Annotated in this window: 17 protein-coding genes; 9 read left to right on the top strand and 8 right to left on the bottom strand. The window is 72.7% G+C overall.

The window, feature by feature from the left end:
• Positions 1 to 22 precede the first annotated feature (22 nt).
• Entirely contained in the window at positions 23 to 742 is a 720-nt protein-coding gene (locus B072_RS0134225) for an alpha/beta fold hydrolase (RefSeq protein WP_018534490.1), read from the top strand.
• A 6-nt stretch (positions 743 to 748) separates the two neighbouring features.
• Here the strand turns inward: B072_RS0134225 and B072_RS0134230 are convergent, their stop codons facing one another.
• The 4 genes from B072_RS0134230 to B072_RS0134245 are packed head-to-tail and all read right to left on the bottom strand — an operon-like array spanning position 749 to position 6,820.
• The gene (locus tag B072_RS0134230; RefSeq protein ID WP_026246586.1) at positions 749 to 2,800 is read right to left on the bottom strand and encodes an acetate--CoA ligase family protein; all 2,052 of its coding nucleotides are present in this window, start codon (positions 2,798 to 2,800) and stop codon (positions 749 to 751) included.
• The gene (locus tag B072_RS0134235; RefSeq protein WP_018534492.1) at positions 2,797 to 3,993 is read right to left on the bottom strand and encodes a glutamate dehydrogenase; all 1,197 of its coding nucleotides are present in this window, start codon (positions 3,991 to 3,993) and stop codon (positions 2,797 to 2,799) included. The genes B072_RS0134230 and B072_RS0134235 overlap by 4 nt, the downstream gene beginning before the upstream one ends.
• The gene (locus B072_RS0134240) at positions 3,990 to 5,621 is read right to left on the bottom strand and encodes a 5-guanidino-2-oxopentanoate decarboxylase (protein WP_043245335.1); all 1,632 of its coding nucleotides are present in this window, start codon (positions 5,619 to 5,621) and stop codon (positions 3,990 to 3,992) included. Before B072_RS0134240 ends, B072_RS0134235 begins: the two co-directional genes overlap by 4 nt.
• Before the next feature lie 41 nt (positions 5,622 to 5,662).
• Positions 5,663 to 6,820, bottom strand: coding sequence for an acyl-CoA dehydrogenase family protein (locus B072_RS0134245; protein ID WP_018534494.1), 1,158 nt, complete (start codon positions 6,818 to 6,820; stop codon positions 5,663 to 5,665).
• 181 nt (positions 6,821 to 7,001) lie between these two features.
• Here B072_RS0134245 and B072_RS0134250 point away from each other — a divergent pair, with 181 nt between their 5' ends.
• Positions 7,002 to 8,186, top strand: coding sequence for an MBL fold metallo-hydrolase (locus tag B072_RS0134250; RefSeq protein WP_018534495.1), 1,185 nt, complete (start codon positions 7,002 to 7,004; stop codon positions 8,184 to 8,186).
• A gap of 47 nt (positions 8,187 to 8,233) precedes the next feature.
• Here the strand turns inward: B072_RS0134250 and B072_RS0134255 are convergent, their stop codons facing one another.
• Both B072_RS0134255 and B072_RS0134260 read right to left on the bottom strand, forming a co-directional pair.
• Positions 8,234 to 9,409, bottom strand: a complete 1,176-nt coding sequence (locus B072_RS0134255) for a cytochrome P450 family protein (RefSeq protein ID WP_018534496.1) — start codon at positions 9,407 to 9,409, stop codon at positions 8,234 to 8,236.
• Positions 9,410 to 9,434: 25 nt separating this feature from the next.
• Complete coding sequence (locus tag B072_RS0134260; RefSeq protein ID WP_018534497.1) at positions 9,435 to 10,286, bottom strand: patatin-like phospholipase family protein; 852 nt, start codon at positions 10,284 to 10,286, stop codon at positions 9,435 to 9,437.
• A gap of 131 nt (positions 10,287 to 10,417) precedes the next feature.
• Here B072_RS0134260 and B072_RS0134265 point away from each other — a divergent pair, with 131 nt between their 5' ends.
• A complete protein-coding gene (locus B072_RS0134265) occupies positions 10,418 to 11,128 on the top strand; it encodes a helix-turn-helix domain-containing protein (RefSeq protein WP_018534498.1) in 711 nt (236 codons plus the stop codon).
• Positions 11,129 to 11,195: 67 nt separating this feature from the next.
• On the opposite strand, the gene B072_RS0134270 is transcribed toward B072_RS0134265, so the two are convergent.
• Positions 11,196 to 11,636: a VOC family protein gene (locus B072_RS0134270; protein ID WP_026246587.1), complete on the bottom strand. Its 441-nt coding sequence runs from the start codon at positions 11,634 to 11,636 to the stop codon at positions 11,196 to 11,198.
• A 245-nt stretch (positions 11,637 to 11,881) separates the two neighbouring features.
• Between B072_RS0134270 and B072_RS0134275 the strand changes: the two genes are divergently transcribed.
• The 6 genes from B072_RS0134275 to B072_RS0134300 all read left to right on the top strand — a co-directional run bounded on the left by B072_RS0134275 (position 11,882) and on the right by B072_RS0134300 (position 16,356).
• On the top strand, positions 11,882 to 13,648 hold the full coding sequence (locus B072_RS0134275) for an ATP-binding protein (RefSeq protein ID WP_026246588.1): 1,767 nt from the start codon (positions 11,882 to 11,884) through the stop codon (positions 13,646 to 13,648).
• A gap of 119 nt (positions 13,649 to 13,767) precedes the next feature.
• On the top strand, positions 13,768 to 14,202 hold the full coding sequence (locus tag B072_RS0134280) for a roadblock/LC7 domain-containing protein (protein ID WP_018534501.1): 435 nt from the start codon (positions 13,768 to 13,770) through the stop codon (positions 14,200 to 14,202).
• A gap of 2 nt (positions 14,203 to 14,204) precedes the next feature.
• Entirely contained in the window at positions 14,205 to 14,576 is a 372-nt protein-coding gene (locus B072_RS0134285; protein WP_026246589.1) for a DUF742 domain-containing protein, read from the top strand.
• Entirely contained in the window at positions 14,554 to 15,153 is a 600-nt protein-coding gene (locus B072_RS0134290) for a GTP-binding protein (protein WP_018534503.1), read from the top strand. The genes B072_RS0134285 and B072_RS0134290 overlap by 23 nt, the downstream gene beginning before the upstream one ends.
• Entirely contained in the window at positions 15,150 to 15,734 is a 585-nt protein-coding gene (locus B072_RS0134295) for a GAF domain-containing protein (RefSeq protein ID WP_018534504.1), read from the top strand. Before B072_RS0134290 ends, B072_RS0134295 begins: the two co-directional genes overlap by 4 nt.
• A gap of 181 nt (positions 15,735 to 15,915) precedes the next feature.
• A complete protein-coding gene (locus tag B072_RS0134300) occupies positions 15,916 to 16,356 on the top strand; it encodes a VOC family protein (RefSeq protein ID WP_018534505.1) in 441 nt (146 codons plus the stop codon).
• Positions 16,357 to 16,446: 90 nt separating this feature from the next.
• On the opposite strand, the gene B072_RS0134305 is transcribed toward B072_RS0134300, so the two are convergent.
• Positions 16,447 to 18,363: a DUF2264 domain-containing protein gene (locus B072_RS0134305; RefSeq protein ID WP_018534506.1), complete on the bottom strand. Its 1,917-nt coding sequence runs from the start codon at positions 18,361 to 18,363 to the stop codon at positions 16,447 to 16,449.
• Positions 18,364 to 18,429: the final 66 nt, after the last annotated feature.

The following is an 18,429-nucleotide window of genomic DNA, read 5'->3' on the forward strand; positions in this document are numbered from 1 at the left end:
CGCACGCCCCGGAGGAAGAACCATGACGAACCCCACCCCGACCGTGGTCCTGGTCCACGGCGCCTTCGCCGACGCGGCGAGCTGGTCCGGTGTCATCACCGAGCTGCAGCGCGACGGCATCCCGGTGATCGCCCCGCCCAACCCGCTGCGCGGCCTGGCCGCCGACGCCGCGTACGTGGCCTCCGTCGCCGCCCAGATCGACGGCCCCGTCGTCCTCGTCGGCCACTCCTACGGCGGCGCCGTGATCACGGTCGCCGGCACCGGGGAGAACGTCGTCGGCCTCGTCTACGTAGCCGCGTACGTCCTCGAAGAGGGCGAGAGCCTCGGCGAGCTCCAGGGCCGCTTCCCGGCGTCGCCGCTGGTCAGCAACCTGAAGCAGGGCACGTACCCGATCGCCGGCGGTGAGCCCGCCGTCGAGGTCACCATCACCGAGGACGCTTTCCCCTCGATCTTCGCGGCCGATGTGCCCGAGGACACGACCAAGGTCCTCGCGGCGGCCCAACGCCCGCTCGCCGCCGCCGCGTTCGAGGAGAAGGCGGCCGCCGCGGGCTGGCGGACCACGCCCGCGTGGGCCGTGATCGCAGGCGGCGACCAGGCGATCAACCCCGAGGTGGAGCGGTTCGGCGCCACCCGCGCCGGGGCCACCGTCGTCGAGGTCGACGGCGCCTCGCACGCGGTCGCCGTCTCCCGCCCGAAGGAGGTCGCCGAAGTGATCCGCGCGGCGGTGCGGGCCGCGGGCTGACCTGCCCTAAGGGGCGAGCACGCCGTGCGCGTCCAGGGCGATCGCCCCGCCCGGGTGCACCAGGAGCGGGTTGACCTCCAGGTCGGCCAGTTCCGGATGGTCCGCCGCGGCCCGCGCCACCGCGCAGACGGCCGCGGCGGCCGCCTCAAGATGGACCCCGGGCGCGCCGCGCCAGCCGGTGAGCAGCGGAGCCTGCCATCGGTCGAGCAACAGGGCACGCGCGCGTGCAGGAGTGAGCGGGGCGAGCGCGAGCGCCGTGTCGGCGTACAGCTCGGCGGTGACACCGCCCGCACCGACCATGACGACCGGGCCGAACGAGACGTCCCGCCGTACGCCGACGATGAGTTCACGCGCGTACGGGGGAGCGGCCATCGCCTCGACCGCGTAGCGGGCGGCACCTGTGGCCTCCCGCATGCGGGCGAACGCGCTCCGCAGCGCCCCTTCGTCGGCGATGCCGAGCGCCACGCCACCGGCCTCCGTCTTGTGGGCGAGACCCATCGCCTTGAGGACCAGCGGGTAGCCGGTGCGCTGCGCCGCGTCCACGGCGGCGTCCTCGTCCGTCACGAACTCCGCGACAGGAAAGGCCAGTCCATAGGAGGCGAGCAGCTCGCGGACGCTCTCGTAGCCGCCGTCGTCGATCTCGTACGTGGCCGTGGACGCGGCCTGCGGCTGCGGTGGCCGGGGTGTGGCGGCGGCCAGGCGTGCCGCGCCCGCGAGGGCCGTCGCCGCCTGCTCGACGCGCTCGTAGACCGGTATGCCGCGGCCGCGCAGCACCGTGAGGGCCGGGGTGTCGCGGGCCATCGTGTGGACGATCAGCGGGCGGCCCGCCGAGACGGACGCGTCCGCGAGGGCGTGCGCGATCTCGCACTCGCGGTCGGCCTGCGCCGGGTTGGCCGTCGCGTAGTCCCCGAAGTAGCCGGTGAGCACGACCGCGTCGGCGTCCTTGCCGTGCAGCAGACTGTCCGCCACGCGCGCGTAGTTGGCCAGGTCGGCCTCGCCCGCCCCGGCCAGGTCCACCGGGTTCGCCCGGCCCGCGCCGGACGGCAGCCGCGCACCCAGGGCCGCGACCGTCTCCGGGGACAGGTTCGGCACGTCGAGACCACGAGCCGCAAAGGCGTCGGCGGCGAGGGCGCCCTGGCCGCCGCTGTCGCCGATGACCGCGACCCGGCGCGCGGCCGTGACGCTGTGCCCCCGTGCCATCCAGTGCACGGCGACGTCGACGAGTTCACCGGCCGAGTCGAGCAGGAGCGCGCCCGCTTCCCGGCAGACCGCGGCGACCGTGGCGTACGGGCTGACCAGGGCGCCCGTGTGGGAGGCCGCCGCGCGACCCGACGCCGCACTGCGCCCTACCGTCAGCAGCAGCACCGGCTTACCGGCGGCGTGCGCGGCCGCCAGGACGCCCGCGAGGCGGCGGCCGTCCCGGAAGTCCTCCACGTACGCCGCGACGGCTCGCGTCGGCTCGTGGGCGATCAGCGACTCCAGGGCGTCCGCCGCGTCGATGTCGCGCTGGTTGCCCAGCGACACGAACCGCGAGAAACCCTGGCCCGCGCGCGCGAGATGCCGGCCGATCTCCAGCGCCAGATTGCCGCTCTGCGAGACCAGGCCGAGACCGCCCGCGGGGAAGTCGCCCCAGCTGAGCCGCAGTTGGCTGGTCGTGTCGACGACGCCCATGCAGTTGGGGCCGAGCAGCCGGGCGCCGTTCGACGTGACCAGGTCGGCGAGGGCCCGCTCCTCCTCCGCGGTCGTGTCGCCCGAGGTGATGACCGTGAAGCAGCGCGCCCCGGCGGCCAGGCCCTCGGCGACCACCGGCCGCACATGGCGCGGCGGCACGGCGACGACCACGTGCTCGGCGGGTGCCGGCAGCGCGGCCAGGTCGGGCAGGAACGGTTCGCCCTCCAGCCGGCCGCCCTTGCGGTTCACGAGGTGGACGGCACGTCTCCCCCGGCCGCTGAGGGCGCCGGTGGCGAGCCAGTAGCCCCACTTCTCGGGGTTGTCGGACGCGCCGACGACCGCGACCGATACCGGGTCGTACAGCTCCTCCAGAGGCGTCTTGGTCACCTGTACCACCCGAAACGCTCCGCGAGGACGGGCAGCCGGTCGGCGACGATCGCGTGCGCGGCGGCACGGGGCGTCGTCCCGTCGGTCTCCGCACGGGCCAGCATCTGGTCGATGAGGGCGCGCATGGAACGCCGCGTGTAGGCGAACGCCTCGTCCGCGTCGGCGCCGATGTCGCCGAAGAGGGTCCACCACCACCACGCGTTCGTACCGGAGTTGACGACCACGTCCGGCAGGACCGTGACGCCGCGCCGGGCGAGGAGCTCCTCCGCGTCCGCGAGGACCGGCATGTTGGCCGCCTCGACGATCCAGCGAGCGGTGATCTCCTCCTGGTTCGTGGCGTCGATCGCGTACGAGACGGCGGCCGGTACGAGGACGTCCGCGTCCACCGACAGCCAGGCGCCGCCCGGCAGTTCGCGGTCCTGGGGGCGCAGCGCCGACCGTTCCACGCTGCCGTACGCGTCGCGGGCGCCGAGCAGCGCCTCCACGTCGAGGCCGTCCGGGTTCGCGATCGTGCCCTGCAGGTCGGCGACCGCGACCACCTTCAGGCCCGCCCGGGCGAGGAACCGGGCCGTGGCGCCGCCCATGGTGCCCAGGCCCTGGAGCGCCACGCGCGTGCCCGCGTACGGGACCTCCGCGCGGTCGAGAGCCACCAGCACCGACTCGGCGACGCCGCAGCCGCCCACGAGTTCGTCCAGGCCGATGCCGTCGACGTCGACCGCGAAGGCGGCCGCGAGGCGCTCACGGGCCGCGTCCTCGTCGTCGAGCAGCGGGTACACCGCCTGGATGGACGAGACGAGGCCCGCCTCGGCGGCCGCCTTGTCGACCAGGTCCTGGGTGAGGCCGAGGTCCTCGCCGGTCGTCCAGAAGGACTCGATGTACGGGCGCATCGCCTTCAGGTAGCGCACCAGGACGCCGTACGCCTCGGGGGCTCGCGGGTCGCAGTCGATGCCGCCCTTGGCGCCGCCGAGCGGGATGTAGCGGCCCTTCGGGTTGTAGTGCAGGGCCTCCTTCATCGTCATGCCGCGCGCGAGCCCTGCCACTTCCTCCAGGGTGCAGCCGGGCCGCATCCGCAGGCCGCCGCTGGAGACACCGCGGACGAGGCGGTCGATGACCAGGTGGCCCTTGCGGCCGGTGACATGGTCGGTCCAGGTCAGTTCGGTCAGCGGCGCGGTCGGGGGCGTGGGGGAGGTCATGCGGTCTCCTCGGGGACGGTGATGAGAGTGGGGCCCGGCGTGGTCAGGGCGCGTGCGAGGACGGCCGCGAGTTCACCGGGCGAGGGGGTGGTGACGCCTCGGCCTCCGTAGGCGCGGGCCAGTGCGGCGAGGTCCACGCGCGCGTGGTCGACCGCGAGGGGGCTGTCGCCGCGGGCGTTCATCTCGTCGCGGATCTCGCCGTACCCGGAGTTGTCGAACACGACGACGGGGAGCGGGAGGCGGAGCTCGGTGGCCGTGGCCAGTTCCTGGATCGTGAACTGGAGGCCGCCGTCGCCGCTGAGCGCGACCACGTGGCGGTCCGGGTGGGCGGCCTTGGCGCCGATCGCCGCGGGCAGGGCGAAGCCCAGGGTGCCGAAACCGGTGGGGTGCAAGTAGCGTGCCGATGCGCCCAGTTGGAGGTGCGGGAGCGCGCCGTAGTAGCAGCACTGGGCGCTGTCGGAGGTGACGATCGCGTCCGGGGCGAGGGCGCTGCCGATCGCTTCCAGGTAGGGGAGCCAGGTGGCGTCCCGGGTGCGGGTTTCGTCGTTGCGGGTTGCTTTCAGGGCGGCCGCTTCTTTGTGGGCGGGGGAGGGTTCGCCCTGGCTGCTCGCGTTCCCCGCGCCCCTGACGAGGTGCAGGGCCGCCGTCAGAGCTTCGAGCGCGGCTTGCGCGTCTCCCACCAGCGGTACGTCCGCCACGGCGTTCGCGTACATCTGCGTCGGATCGAGGTCCACGCGGATCAACCGGCCCCGCAGCGGCGGCAGATCCGCCCACAGGTCCGACTCGGCCAGCTCGGTGCCGACCGCCAGGACCACGTCCCGCGTCGACAGCCACTCCTGGACCGCCGGGCTGTGCAGGGACACCCCGAGGGACAGCGGGTGGTGCTCGTCCACGATGTTCTTGCCGTTCGCCGTCGTGGTGACCGGGGCGTTCAACCGCTCGGCGAGGGCGCGGCATTGAGGTGCGGCGCCGCGTGCGCCACCGCCCAGGATCAGCGCCGGGCGCTCGGCCCCCGCCAGGAGCGCGGCGGCCTCCTCCACGGCGTCCGCCGCGGGGGCGAGCGGCCTCGACGACGGGGCCCTGCGGATCCGGCCCACCGGCTCCGCCGCCTCCAGGAGGTCGAGCGGCACCTCGATGTGCGCGGGGCGCGGCCGCTCCGTACGGAACAGGGTGAACGCGCGGGCCACCGCGGCGCCGATCTCGTCGACCGACGACACCCGGTGGCTGAACGCCGCGACGTTCCGCAGCGCCTCGGTCTGGCTGCGCATCTCGTGCAGCAGGCCGGTCGACTGGCGCGGGTGACGCAGCGGCATCCCCGGCGAGACCACGAGCAGCGGCACGCTGTCCGAGTAGGCCTGGCCGACGGCCGCCGCGATGTTGAGCAGGGCGGGGCCCGTGGTCGTGATCGCGACTCCGGGTGTGCCCGTCACGCGCGCGTGGGCGTCCGCCGCGTATCCGGCGCCCTGCTCGTGGCGCGGCGCGACGTGCTCGATGCCGTACGCCGTCAGGTGCCGGTAGATCTCCAGGTTGTGGGTGCCCGGGATACCGAAGGCACGGACGACGCCGTGCGCGGCGAGGGCACGGACCACGGCCTCGCCACCGGTGAGCCGGAGCGGTGCGTGAGGCACGGCTTCGCGGGGCACGGCTTCGTGAGGCACCGCTTCGTACGTCACAGCGACCTCGAGATGATCAGGCGCATGATGTCGGAGGTGCCCTCCTCGATCTCCTCCAGCTTGGCGTCCCGCATCCACTGCTCGACCGGGAACTCGCGCGAGTAGCCCCAGCCGCCGAGCGTCTGGACGGCCGCCCAGGTGCAGTACGCGGCCGTCTCCGAGGCGGTGAGCTTCGCCATGGCCGCTTCCGTGGTGGCGTCGAGACCGGCGTCCAGGCGGCGGGCGGCACGCCACGTCATCAGCCGGGCCTGCTCGACGCGGGTACGCATGTCGGCGAGGCGGAAGGCGACCGCCTGGTGCTCGATGATCGGCTTGCCGAACTGCACGCGCGTGCGCGCGTAGTCGCGTGCGTACTCGTAGGCCGCGCGGGCCACACCCGTGGCTGCCGCGCCCAGGACGGCGCGCGAGATGTCGAAGGTGCGCATCAGGCCCGCGAATCCCTGGCCCTCGTCGCCGAGCCGGTTCTCCTCGGGGACGAACGCGTCGGAGAAGAACAGCTCCCGGCACACGATCGCGCGCTGGCCCATCTTGCGCATGGGCTCACCGAAGGTGAGGCCCTCGGTGTCCTTGCGCAGCAGGAAGGCGCTGACCCCGCGCGCACGCCGCGTGGGCTCGGTCTTGGCGAAGACGACGTACTGCTCGGCCTCGCCCGCGTTCGAGATCCATGCCTTCTGGCCGTTCAGCAGGTAGCCGCCCTCGGTGCGGGTCGCCGCCGTCGTGATCGACGCGGCGTCCGAGCCGGAACCCGGCTCGGTGGTCGCGAGCGACGTCATCGGGGTGTCGGGGCCGGCCAGCGGCGTCAGCCACGCGCGCTTCTGCTCCTCGGTGCCCAGGGCGAGGACCGGGTCGGCGAAGAACCCGTTCGAGCAGAGCAGATTGCCGATGCCCAGGTCGCCCACGCACAGCTCCTCCTGGACGAGGCACTGGGTGAAGACGTCGGTGAAGCCGCCGCCCCCGTACTCCTCGGGAAGCATGAAGCCGGTGATGCCGACCTCGGCGGCCTTGCGCCACAGGTCCCACGGCGTCTCGACGTCCGCCTCGTCCACGGCACGCGCGCGGGGACGTATCTCCTCGGCCGCGAACGACCGCGCGAGATCGACGACGGCGCGCTGCTCGTCGCTGAGCGGGACCAGCTCGGTGGGGAGATCCGACACGCTGCCTCCAAAGGGAACTACTGAATCGTCAGTCAGTATCCGGAGCCTTCGAGAGCCGTGTCAATGTGTGCGTAACTGAATGATGGATCAGTTCGAGTCGGTAGGTACGAGGGGCGTCGCGGCGCGTTGTCGGCGCGGCCGCACATAATGGGATTCCCTGATCGATCAAACGGGAGGCGCCGTGTCACGTTCCCTGAGTTCCGGACTGCGCTCGCTGCAGCCCGCCGCCTTCGGCGCCGAGGCCACCGGCGCACGTCTGGAGCGCATCCGCAAGTCGCCGAACTTCGTGGACGGCACGTTCCAGAACCCGGAGGGCGCGCGCATTCGGCCGGACGGTTCCATGGTCGAGTTCGCGAAGATCTACTTCCGCAAGGAGGAGCGCGCCCGCCGCGCCCCCACCGGCACCGTCCCGGTCCACGCGACGACACTCGCCGACCTGGCGAAGCCCTCCGCCAGTGGGCTGCGCGCGACATGGATGGGCCATTCCAGCGTGCTGGTCGAGATCGACGGCGTACGGGTGCTCTTCGACCCGGTCTGGGGCGAGCGCTGTTCCCCGTTCGCCTTCGCGGGCCCCAAGCGGCTGCACCCCGTGCCGCTGCCGCTGGCGGCGCTCGGACCGGTCGACGTGGTGGTGATCTCGCACGACCACTACGACCACCTGGACATGCCCACGATCAAGGCGCTGGCCCATTCCGACACCGTCTTCGCCGTACCGCTGGGCGTCGGCGCGCACCTGGAGCACTGGGGCGTCCCGGCCGACCGGCTGCGCGAGCTGGACTGGCACGAGTCGACCACCGTCTCCGGCGTGACCCTCACCGCGACGCCCGCCCGCCACTTCTGCGGCCGCGGCCTGCGCAATCCGCAGCACACGCTGTGGGCGTCGTGGGTGGCCGCGGGGCCCGAGCACCGCGTCTACCACAGCGGCGACACCGGCTACTTCCAGGGCTTCCAGGAGATCGGGGCCGGGCACGGGCCGTTCGACCTGACGATGATCCAGGTCGGTGCGTACGCCGAGTTCTGGCCCGACATCCACATGACGCCGGAGGAGGGCATGCGCGCCCACCTCGACCTTCAGGGCGGTGCGCCGCACGGCGCGCTGCTGCCGATTCACTGGGGCACTTTCAACCTGGCTCCGCACGCCTGGGCCGAGCCCGGCGAGTGGATGTCGGACGCCGCTGCGGATGCGGGGCAGACCCTGGCCCTGCCGCGGCCCGGGCAGCCGTTCGAGCCCACCGGTGATGTGCCGCGGGATCCGTGGTGGCGGACGGCGTCGTCGCCCCTCGACCGCCCGTGGCGGCGGCTCCAGCCGGTCGGCGTGGGGCCGGGCCCCGCGCCCGCCGAGGTCGATGTGGCCGGCGAGCGCTGACGGCGAGACCCGGCAGCGCCCGCCGGGCCCCTCGTGGCGTTCGGCCGTCACCCGAAGCGCACCGGCAGTTCGGTCAGCCCGCGCAGCAGCGTGCTGCTGCGCCAGGTCAGCTGGTCCGGGTCGGTGGCGAAGGCCATGGCCGGTCGATCGCGCAGGAGCAGCCGCAGGGCGATCTCGGCCTCCGCGCGAGCCAGGGGTGCGCCGACGCAGTGGTGCACCCCGTGGCCGAAGCCGAGATGTCCCTGGGCACGCCGGGTGAGGTCGAAGCGGTCGGGGTCCGGGAAGCGGAGCGGGTCGCGGGAGGCCGCGGCGAGGGAGACCTGGACGGCGTCACCGGCCGGGATGCGCACGCCCGCCAGGTCGAGAGGTTCCGTGGCGAACCGGAACGCGGAGGCGTGCACCGGCGCGTTGTACCGCAAGGACTCCTCGACGGCGGACGGGAGCAGCTCCGGATCGGCGAGCAGGGCCAGCTGGTCCGGGTGCTCCAGCAGGGTGTGCACCGTCGCCGAGATCAGATCGACCGTCGTCTCATGGCCCGCGACCAGGAGCAGGAAGGCCATCCCGAGCAGTTCCTCGGAGGTCAGCTCCGCGCCGGCGGCGGCGAGTTCGCCGAGCAGGGTGTGATCAGGGGCCGCGGCCTTGTCGGCGATGAGCCGGGTCAGGAAATCGGTGAGCCCGGCCGCCGCCTCGGCCGCGGCGTCGGCGGAGGTCGGCCGGACCAGCTCGGTCGACCAGGCGTGAAAGCCCGTACGGTGCACGGTCGGAACGCCCAGCAGTTCGCAGATCACGGTGACCGGGAGCGGCAGCGCGTACCGGCTCACCAGGTCGGCTGTTCCCTCCCGCGGCAGATCCGCCAGCAGGGCGGCCGCCGCCGACTCGATGGCCGGTCGCATCGCGGAGATCCGCGCGGACGTGAAATGCCGTGCCACCAGCTGCCGCAGCCGCGTGTGCCGGGGCGGGTCGCTCTGGAGCATGTTGTGCCCCAGGGCGTTGCCCCCGTCGGTGTGCCAGGACGTGGAATGCCGGATGTCGTTGCTCAGACGTGGGTCGGTGAGTGCGGCGCGCGCCGCGTCCCAGGTCAGTACGAGCCAGCAGTCCCCGCTCTCCGGCAGATGGACGCGGTGCACGGCGGACTCGGCGCGCAGGGCGGCGTAGGCGCGGTGGGGATCGGTCGACAGGTCGAGGCCGGAGGGGGCCAGTTCCTGCAGGGTGGGGGCGGTCACGGTGCTGCCTCTCGTCGGGTGGGGGTCATGTCCGCCAGGCCCGCGCCACTGCCTCGGCCGCCGTCGAGGCCTGGGCGTGGCCGGCGCGGGCCGCGGCCGGGCGGCGTGCGTTGTCGGTCATGTCGCGGCCCATGGCCCGGCGTGCGGCGCGGTCGGGCACCAGGAGGGAGACGGCGGCGCCCTCGGCGGTGAGCCGGGCGGCCTGCTCCTGAGCGCTCGGATGGGGGCCGACCCCTGACGGCAGCGGAACGACGGCCAGGACCCGTCGGTGTCCGGTGGCCAGTTGGAGGTTGGCGGTGGAGCGCGTGCCGCCGTCCATCCAGCGACGGCCCGCGAGTGTCACGGGTGGCCACACCAGAGGCACCGCGCAACTGGCCGCCACGGCCTCGACCAGCGTCACCTGGGAGTCCGCGTCGAAGGCCCGCACCTCGCCCGACACGGCGTCGACGGCGGTGATCCGCAGAGCTCGTGTGGGCCACTGTGTCGCCCCGTGCAGCAGCTCCTCGACGGCGCCGGGCAGGTCCAGGCCGGCCGGGGGCCGGGTGCTCTGGGCCGCGCGCCCCAGGCGCCGGACGGACCGCTCGGGGTCCCGGCTCGCGAGCGCGGCCCAGAGGAAACGCGCGGTCTGCGCGACGGTGACGTGCAGGTCGATGCGGTCGTCACCGGCGAGCTGACGGGCATACAGCTCGCTCGGCGGGTGGCCGCAGGCCAGCCGGGACCCGAAGATCGCGCCGGCCGAGGTGCCGATGACCACGTCGGCGTGCTCCAGGTCGACGCCCGCGTCCGCGAGGCCCGCGAGGACGCCGAGCATCCAGGCGCCGCCGACGGCACCGCCGCCTCCGAGCACCAACGCGTTCTCGTTGCCCTGCTGGACCACGCCACACCTCCTGGCCGAGTGAAGTGGGGAGTGCTCCCCGTTTCACTTCGGGACGATAGCATCCGTACCGGGGAGGCATCCCCGCTTTCTCTGGTGGTGACGGCGTGACCGATCGGGGGATCGAGAGGACGATGATGAGCGCTCGTTCGGACGGCGACCCGGCCCGTCCGCGCCGTGACGCGCGGCGCAATCGCGACCGCCTGCTGCGGGCGGCGCACGAGGTGTTCACCGAGCAGGGCCTCGAAGCCCCGCTGGATGTGATCGCACGACGTGCGGGCGTCGGCAACGCGACCTTGTACCGGCACTTCCCGACCCGTGCGGCGCTGGTCGACGCCGTCTTCCGCGACCAGCTCGGCGGCACGACGGCCGCCGGGGAGCGTGCGAGAAGCGCTCCCGACGCATGGACCGGACTGCACTCCTATCTGGAGGGCGTGTTCGCCACCCTCGCCGCCGACCGTGGCGCCAACGATCTGATGACCACCCGCCTTCAGGGGGTCGACGCGCTTGACGCCGTACACGCGCACAATCGGGAGACCCTCGACCTTCTCCTCGCGCGCGGTCGCGCCGAGGGCGCTGTGCGCGGCGACATCAGCACCGAGGACGTCCTGTTCATGCTGGCCGCTCTGGGCCGCGCCGCTCCGGCCCTTACCGCGGCCACCACGTCCGACGCATGGCGGCGCCCTCTCGCCCTTCTGCTCGACGGCCTCCGTGCGCCGACCGCCGCCCCGCTCCCGGGCGCGGGTCTGACGCCGGGGGAACTCGACGGCGTACTGGAGGAATTGGGGTCGCAGCGGGGTACGGCGAGGGGTGCGGCCGGGAAGGGGGAGCGGCGCGACGCCTAGAGCTCGGCCCATTGCGGAAGCGCGTACACCCTTCCGTGCAGGGCCGAGCGGTCCCGAGAGGCCCTCATTACGAGGGTCGCGGACCCGCCGCCACGCAGAACTCGTTGCCCTCCGGGTCCGCCATCATGATGTGGTGGCCGTCGAACTCCTCCAGGATCGTGCCGCCCGCCCGCACGAGCCGGTCCGCCTCCGCCTCGATGCGGGACCAGCGCTGCTGCGGTGACCCGTCACCCGGGACCCGTACATCGATGTGCAGCCGGTTCTTCGCCGTCTTCGGCTCGCACACCTTCAGGATCGACAGGCGCGGCCCGATCCCGTCCGGATCGCACAGCCACGCGCCGTCGTCCTCCTCCTCGTCCTCCGGCAGATCGAACGAGGCGAGCCACTCCTCGCGCGTCGTGAACGGCGCGGGCGGGGGCTCGTCGACGTAACCGAGCGCCGTCTTCCAGAAGTCGGCGAGCAGCGTCGCGTCCGCGCAGTCGAGCGTGAGGTCGAATCTCATTGACATGAGAGCCGAACGTACGGGACGCCACTGACAATCCGATCCGCCACGAACCCCCAGTACTTAATCGGTCTGGCGTGCGATGACTCATACCAGAGCGGGACGTCGGCCGTCGGAGTTTGGCAACTGCCCACCGCACATGAGGCGTTGACGACTACCGTGAGTGGCCGCCGCGCGACGCCCGGTTGTCGCCGTGTGCCGTCGGAGAGCCCAGACCGAGAGCCCCAGATCAGAGAGCCCGAGGACGCCGCATGTCTCAGCTTCGCCAGCCGGCCGCCCGCGCAGACCGCCGCGAAGGCGGTCGGCACGGCAGGCCGACCGGGCGGGCCGCCGCGCAGGGTCAACGGCCTGCCGAGACCCACATACGGCCACAACTGCTGCGCATCGCCGTGCTGCCGCCGCTCGCGGTGGCACTCGGTGCGTCCGCCGCCGTCATCTTCGCCGTCCGGTCCACGGGCGTGCGACCCAGCACCGAGCTGTGGGCCGTGCTCGCCGGAGCCTGCCTCGTCACGACGGCCGGCATCGTCATCGCCGCGATCGCCGCCGACCGCGCCGCCACCGCCGTGCACGACCGGGTCGTCGGACTGCGCCGCAGCAGCGCCCGCGGCCAGTCCGAACTGCGCGGCCTGGTCGAGAAGTTGCGCAAGGGCGAGGGGCCACCGGCGCGCCGCGCGTCCTCGCCCGCGCCCTCGGACGCCGACGACTTCGACAAACTCGCCGCCGACCTGGCGCGCGCCCAGGACGTCGCGGTCACCGCCGTCGTGCAGGCCACCCAACTGTCCAGCCAGGCCGGCAGCCAGCAGACGGTCGAGGTCTTCGTCAACCTGGCGCGACGCCTCCAGTCCCTCGTCCACCGCGAGATCTCGATCCTCGACGACCTGGAGAACGACGTCGAGGACCCGGATCTGCTCAAGGGCCTCTTCCATGTGGACCACTTGGCCACGCGCATCCGAAGGCACGCGGAGAACCTCGCCGTACTCGGTGGCGCCGTTTCGCGCCGCCAGTGGAGCCACCCCGTCTCCATGACCGAAGTGATGCGCTCCGCCATCGCCGAGGTCGAGCAGTACTCCCGGGTCAAGCTGGTCCCGCCGATCGACGGGACACTGCGCGGGCACGCCGTCGCCGACTGCATCCACCTGCTCGCCGAACTCGTCGAGAACGCGACCGTGTTCTCCGCCCCGCACACCCAGGTCCTGCTGCGCGCCAACGTGGTCACCTCAGGGCTCGCGGTCGAGGTCGAGGACCGTGGGCTCGGGATGCCGGTCACCGAGCAGAACAGGATGAACGCCCTGCTCGCCGACCCCGACCAGGTCAACGTCGCGAGCCTCCTCCAGGACGGCCGCATCGGCCTGTTCGTGGTGTCGCAGCTCGCCCGGCGGCACGGCATCACCGTACGGCTGCAGACCAACATCTACGGGGGCGTCCAGGCCATCCTGGTCCTGCCGCAGGCGCTGCTCGGCTCCGAGCAGGCGGAGCGTACGCCCCACGTGCGCAAGGCCGCCGCCGCGGCGACCGCCGACAGCGTGCTGGGTCCCCAGGCCGCGGCGGCGGCCACGTCACCGCCCCCCGTCCGGCAGGCATCCGCCCCCGCACCACAGGCTCCGGTCGCCGTGCCGCGGCGGCCGCGCACCGCCCCCACCGCCGCGCCCGGCGTCGCCGCGCCCCTGCCGCAGCGCACCGCGGGTGCCTCGCGCGCCACGCCCGCCGAGGCGGTACCCGGCATCCGCCCCGAGGACCGCCGGGCCGCCGACGAGAGCGCTCAGGAACCGCCCACACCGGTCAACGGAGCGGTGCGCGGCACCATGGGCCGCCCCCAACTGCCCCGGCGCAGAGCCCAGGAACACCTCGCGCCACAACTGCGCGGCGGCCCGGCGCAGCGGCAGGACGACGAACCGCCGGTCGGGCACGATCCCGGCCTCATGGCGGCGTTCCAGCGCGGCATCACCCTCGCCGAGGCGGCCGATCCGCGCATGACCCCGCCCCGCGACCCAGGAGACGAGGGCGGGACCACCGCATGACGCCCGTCCACGCGCGCGTGCGCCACCGCCCGATATTCGGCGGGCCACCGGGCCCCACTCCCGCTGTCCCCCCGACCACCAGCACCACACCGAGCAGTCCACCAAGGAGTCGATCCCCCATGGCGAGCGATGTGCCGACGGGTCATGTGTCCGATCTCGACTGGCTGATGAGCGGCCTCGTCCAGCGCGTACCCCACACCAACAGCGCTGTGCTCCTCTCCTCCGACGGCCTCGTCAAGTCCGTGCACGGACTCGACGCCGACAGCGCCGACCACATGGCGGCCCTCGCGTCCGGTCTCTACTCCCTCGGCCGCAGCGCCGGGGTCAGGTTCGGAGACGGCGGCGACGTACGACAGGTGGTGGTGGAGCTGGACTCCGCCCTGCTGTTCGTGTCGACCGCGGGCTCCGGCACCTGCCTCGCGGTGCTCGCCGGACGGGAGGCCGACGCCGCCGTGCTCGGCTACGAGATGGCCATGCTCGTCAAGAGCGTGCGGCCCTACCTGATGACAGCACCCCGGCAGCCCGCGGCCGAACCTTCGGCGATGAGGAATTGAGGGTGGTGGCCCCGCAGGACGGGCCGTGGCTCGACGGTGCCGCGGGCCGGCTCGTGCGCCCGTACACGATCAGCAATGGACGCACCCGGCCGAGCACGGCGCTCGACCTGCTGACCCTCGTCATGGCCACCGGGGCGACCCCCCTCGGCTACCTGGGGCCCGAGCACAGCCAGGCGCTCGAACTGTGTGCGCATCCCACATCGGTCGCCGAGATCGCCGGGCATCTGAAACTCCCCGCAGCCGTCACCAAGGTGCTCCTCTCCGACCTCGTCGACTGCGGGGCGATCACCGCCAAGCCCCCCACGTTCCACGACAACCCCACGGACCGGTCGCTACTGGAGGCAGTGCTCGATGGACTACGACGACAGCTCTGACCTGTTCCCCACCGCACTGAAGATCTTGGTCGCGGGCGGGTTCGGGGTCGGCAAGACGACCTTCGTCGGAGCGGTCAGTGAGATCGCTCCGCTCAGCACGGAAGAGCTGCTCACCACGGTCAGCGCGGACACCGACAATCTCGACGGCATCGAGAACAAGGTCGAGACGACGGTCGCGATGGACTTCGGGCGGATCACCCTGGACCCCGAACACGTGCTCTATCTGTTCGGCACCCCCGGCCAGGAGCGGTTCTGGTTCATGTGGGACGAACTGTCCGAGGGCGCGCTGGGGGCGGTGATCCTCGCCGACACGCGACGCCTGGAGGACTGCTTCGCGGCCGTCGACTTCTTCGAGGAGCGCGGCATGGGCTTCATCGTGGCGGTCAACGAGTTCGACGGCGGCTACCGCTACGAACCCGAGGAGGTGCGTGCCGCCATCGACCTGGACCCCGCGGTGCCGGTGGTCCGCTGCGACGCGCGCATCTCCAGCTCCGGCATCCAGACCCTGCTCACCCTGGTCCGGCATCTGCTGGCCCACTCCGCGCCCGCCGCCAGCGGCTACGGAGCCCACACATGACATACGACGCGACCGGGCGTCTGCTGCTCACCCCGGTCGACAAGGAGGGCCCCGACCGGGCTCGGCGGCTGCGCAGGCTCGACCTGGGGCAGCGGCCCGAGCCCGCCTTCGACATGTTCGCGGACCGGCTCGCCGACGTGACCGGGGCTCCCTACGCCATGGTCAACTTCATCGACGAGAACCGGCAGTTCTTCGCCGGACTGCACACGCCCGACGGCGGTCACCGGGGCGGCGAACTGAGCGCGGCGGCGGCCGAGTCCGTCGCCGACAGCTCGGTGAGCCGCTATATGGCGCGCGATCACGGCTACTGCCCGCATGTAGTGGTGCGGCGCAAAGCGCTCGTCCTTGAAGACGTGTGCGACTATCCGCGGTTCGCGGGCAACCCTGTGGTCGACGAGATCGGGATCCGCTCCTATTTGGGCGCTCCGCTGATCGACGACCGTACGGGGCTCGCGCTCGGCACCGTGTGCGTGGTGGACACCGAACCGCGCCCATGGGGCCGGTCCGGGCTCGCGACCATCAAGGCGATGGCCGGCGAGCTGATGGACCTGGTGCGCAGGCGGGGGGACCTGATCGTCTGACGGACGTCCTACGGCACGTTGGGAGCCTCCTTGATGCCTCCTGGACGCCTCCTTGAAGCAGACGGTCGATTCTCCGGATTCCCGAATCGGCACTCTCCCGGGTGTCGAGAACGCGACGCCGGCTCCGTCCTCGGTGTAACAGTGGCCACAAGGGGCCACGCGACCGAGAAGGAGTTCCACCATGGCGATCCAGCGCATGGACAACATCGGCATCGTCGTCGAAGACCTGGATGCCGCCGTCGCCTTCTTCACCGCGCTCGGCATGGAGCTGGAAGGCACAGCGGACATCGAGGGCCTGGTGGCGGACCGCATGGTCGGACTCGACGGTGTCCGCAGCGCCATCGCGATGATGCGGACACCGGACGGCCACGGCAAGCTCGAACTGACCAAGTTCCACACCCCCGCGGCCATCGACGCCACACCGCTCAACCCGCCGCCCAACACCCTGGGCCTGCATCGCGTCATGTTCGCCGTCGACGACATCGACGACACCATCGCCCGCCTGCGCCCCCACGGCGCCGAGCTCCTGGGCGAGGTGGCGCAGTACGAGAACAGCTACCGGCTGTGCAACCTTCGCGGCCCCGCGGGCATCGTGGTAGCCCTGGCCGAACAGATCGGCTAGTCGCCCTTCAGCGAATCCATGACGCTCGACGCGTCGCGGTGGAGTGCCGACAACGGCCCGGCGCTTCGACGCCCCAGATCACACCCCGTGTCACACGGTCACGGTCTCCCCGTCCGGGAACGTGACACGCACCGCCCCGTCCGCCCCGTCCACCTCGCACGTGATCGACGTCCGCAACGCCTCCGGGTGCACCGCGTCGCGGGTCAGTGCCACCAGGGCGACGTGGACGCTCGCGCCGCCCGGATGGCCGGTGGAGCGCAGGTACGGGGTCGCGGAGTGCGGACCGTACGCGTTGGCCTCGACCTCGTGGGCGACGCCGGTCTCCGTGTCCCATCCGAACAGGGCCACCATGGCACTGGTCAGGCCCTGCTCCGTACGCGCGAGCGCCCAGCCCGGGCCATCCGCGCTGTGCGGCCGGGCACGGTCGGCGACCGCGTGGCCGCCCTCGCGGACCGTGCAGCCCGCCGGAGCCTGCACCCGGTGCACCCGCAGTTCCCACGGGCCGTGCAACACGCTCGTCGACTCGATCGGGAACTCCGCGTCGCTGCCCGGGAGTTGTGCCTCATGACGGGACGAGGCGCGGCGCCCCTCGCACGTGAGGGGGTGAATGCGGCGGCGGCGCGACGGCGTGCCGTCGGCGTCGAGCAGCGCGATGTGGTTGTCGACGGTGCGGGCCCAGGCGTGCGGAGCGGACTCGGGGGCCGTGGCCGTGGAGTAGGCGAGCTTCGCGTAGTGCGGATCGTCGGTGGCCGGACCGTCGAGCGGATTGTGGTCGCTGCCGTGGTTGATCAGACGGACGATCCCGTCGTGCTGCGAGCCGTGCAGCAGCCAGCCGGGTGCCGGCAGAGCCGTGTACTGCTCCGACTGCTCCACGGGCAGCGGGAGTTCGCGCTCCGTCCACACCGGGTGGTCGGCGGGGAGCAGCAGTCCGAGGAAGCCCTTGCTCGCCCAGTACGGTGACGCGGGCCCGGAGTACGGCTGGGTGGCCGGCAGGAACGTGTCGTACCAGCCCAGTGGCAGCAGCCCGCGCTCGTCCGGCACCCCGCGCTCCACGAAGTGCCGGGCCGTGCCGGAGGCGAGTCGCCGGGTGAGCCCGGGCGCGAGCGGAGTGCAGTCGGCCAGGGCGCCCATCCACACGGGAGCCGTCGCCGCGAACCGGTACGTCAGCGACCGGCCCTGGTGCACGGGCGCGCCGTCCCCGCCGAAGAACTGCGGGTAGGGGGCGAGGAACTGGGCCAGCCGGTCGCGGTAGACCTCGGCGCGCCCGCCGTCCCCGCCCTCGCCCGCCATCCGGGCCCACAGCAGTGGGTACAGGTGCATGGCCCAGCCGATGTAGTAGTCGAAGTTGCGGCCGTCGCCGTCGCTGTACCAGCCGTCACCGACGTACCAGTCCTCGATCCGGTCCAGGCCGCCGTCGATGTCGCTCTGGCTGTACGGCGCGCCGACCGAGGCCAGGAACTGCTCGGACACCACCTGGAAGAGCCGCCAGTTGTTGTCCCAGGTCCGCCGACCGACGAAACCCGAGAACCAGTCGACGACCTGCTCCTGGACCCGGCTGTCGAGGCGGTCCCAGATCCAGGGCCGGGTCTCGTGCAGGCCGATCGCGATCGAGGCGGCCTCCACCATCTGCTGGGAGCAGTCGGTGAGTTCGGGCCAGGCCTCCCCGCTGTCACGGTCCGTGCCCGTTGTCAGACCCTCCGTGTACCTTTCGATCAGGTGGGAGATCACGGACGGTCCCGGCTCGTCCGGCTTGTCCTGCCCGCCCGCGCCCGCGATCCGGAAGGAGGCCAGCAGAAATGTCCGAGCGAACCCTTCGAGCCCGTCCGAGACGACCCCGGACCAGCTGGCCCGCCCCGGCAGCCGGTACTGGGCGAAGCCCGGCGTCGCGTACGGCAGCAGAGCGTTCAACTGCCGGTCGGCCAGGGCCTCCCAGTGCGCCCGTGTCCAGCCCGTCCGGGGGGAGCGGACGCGGTCTGTGGGCGGCAGGGAGAAGTGCGGGGCGGGCATGGTGGTTCGCTGGCTCCTCGGTCGGGCGGGGCGGACGGGTCGGGCGGCGAAGAAGTGGGCCCGGGC

It is taken from the genome of Streptomyces sp. HmicA12 (genome assembly GCF_000373565.1).
In the GTDB taxonomy this organism is placed as follows: domain Bacteria; phylum Actinomycetota; class Actinomycetes; order Streptomycetales; family Streptomycetaceae; genus Streptomyces.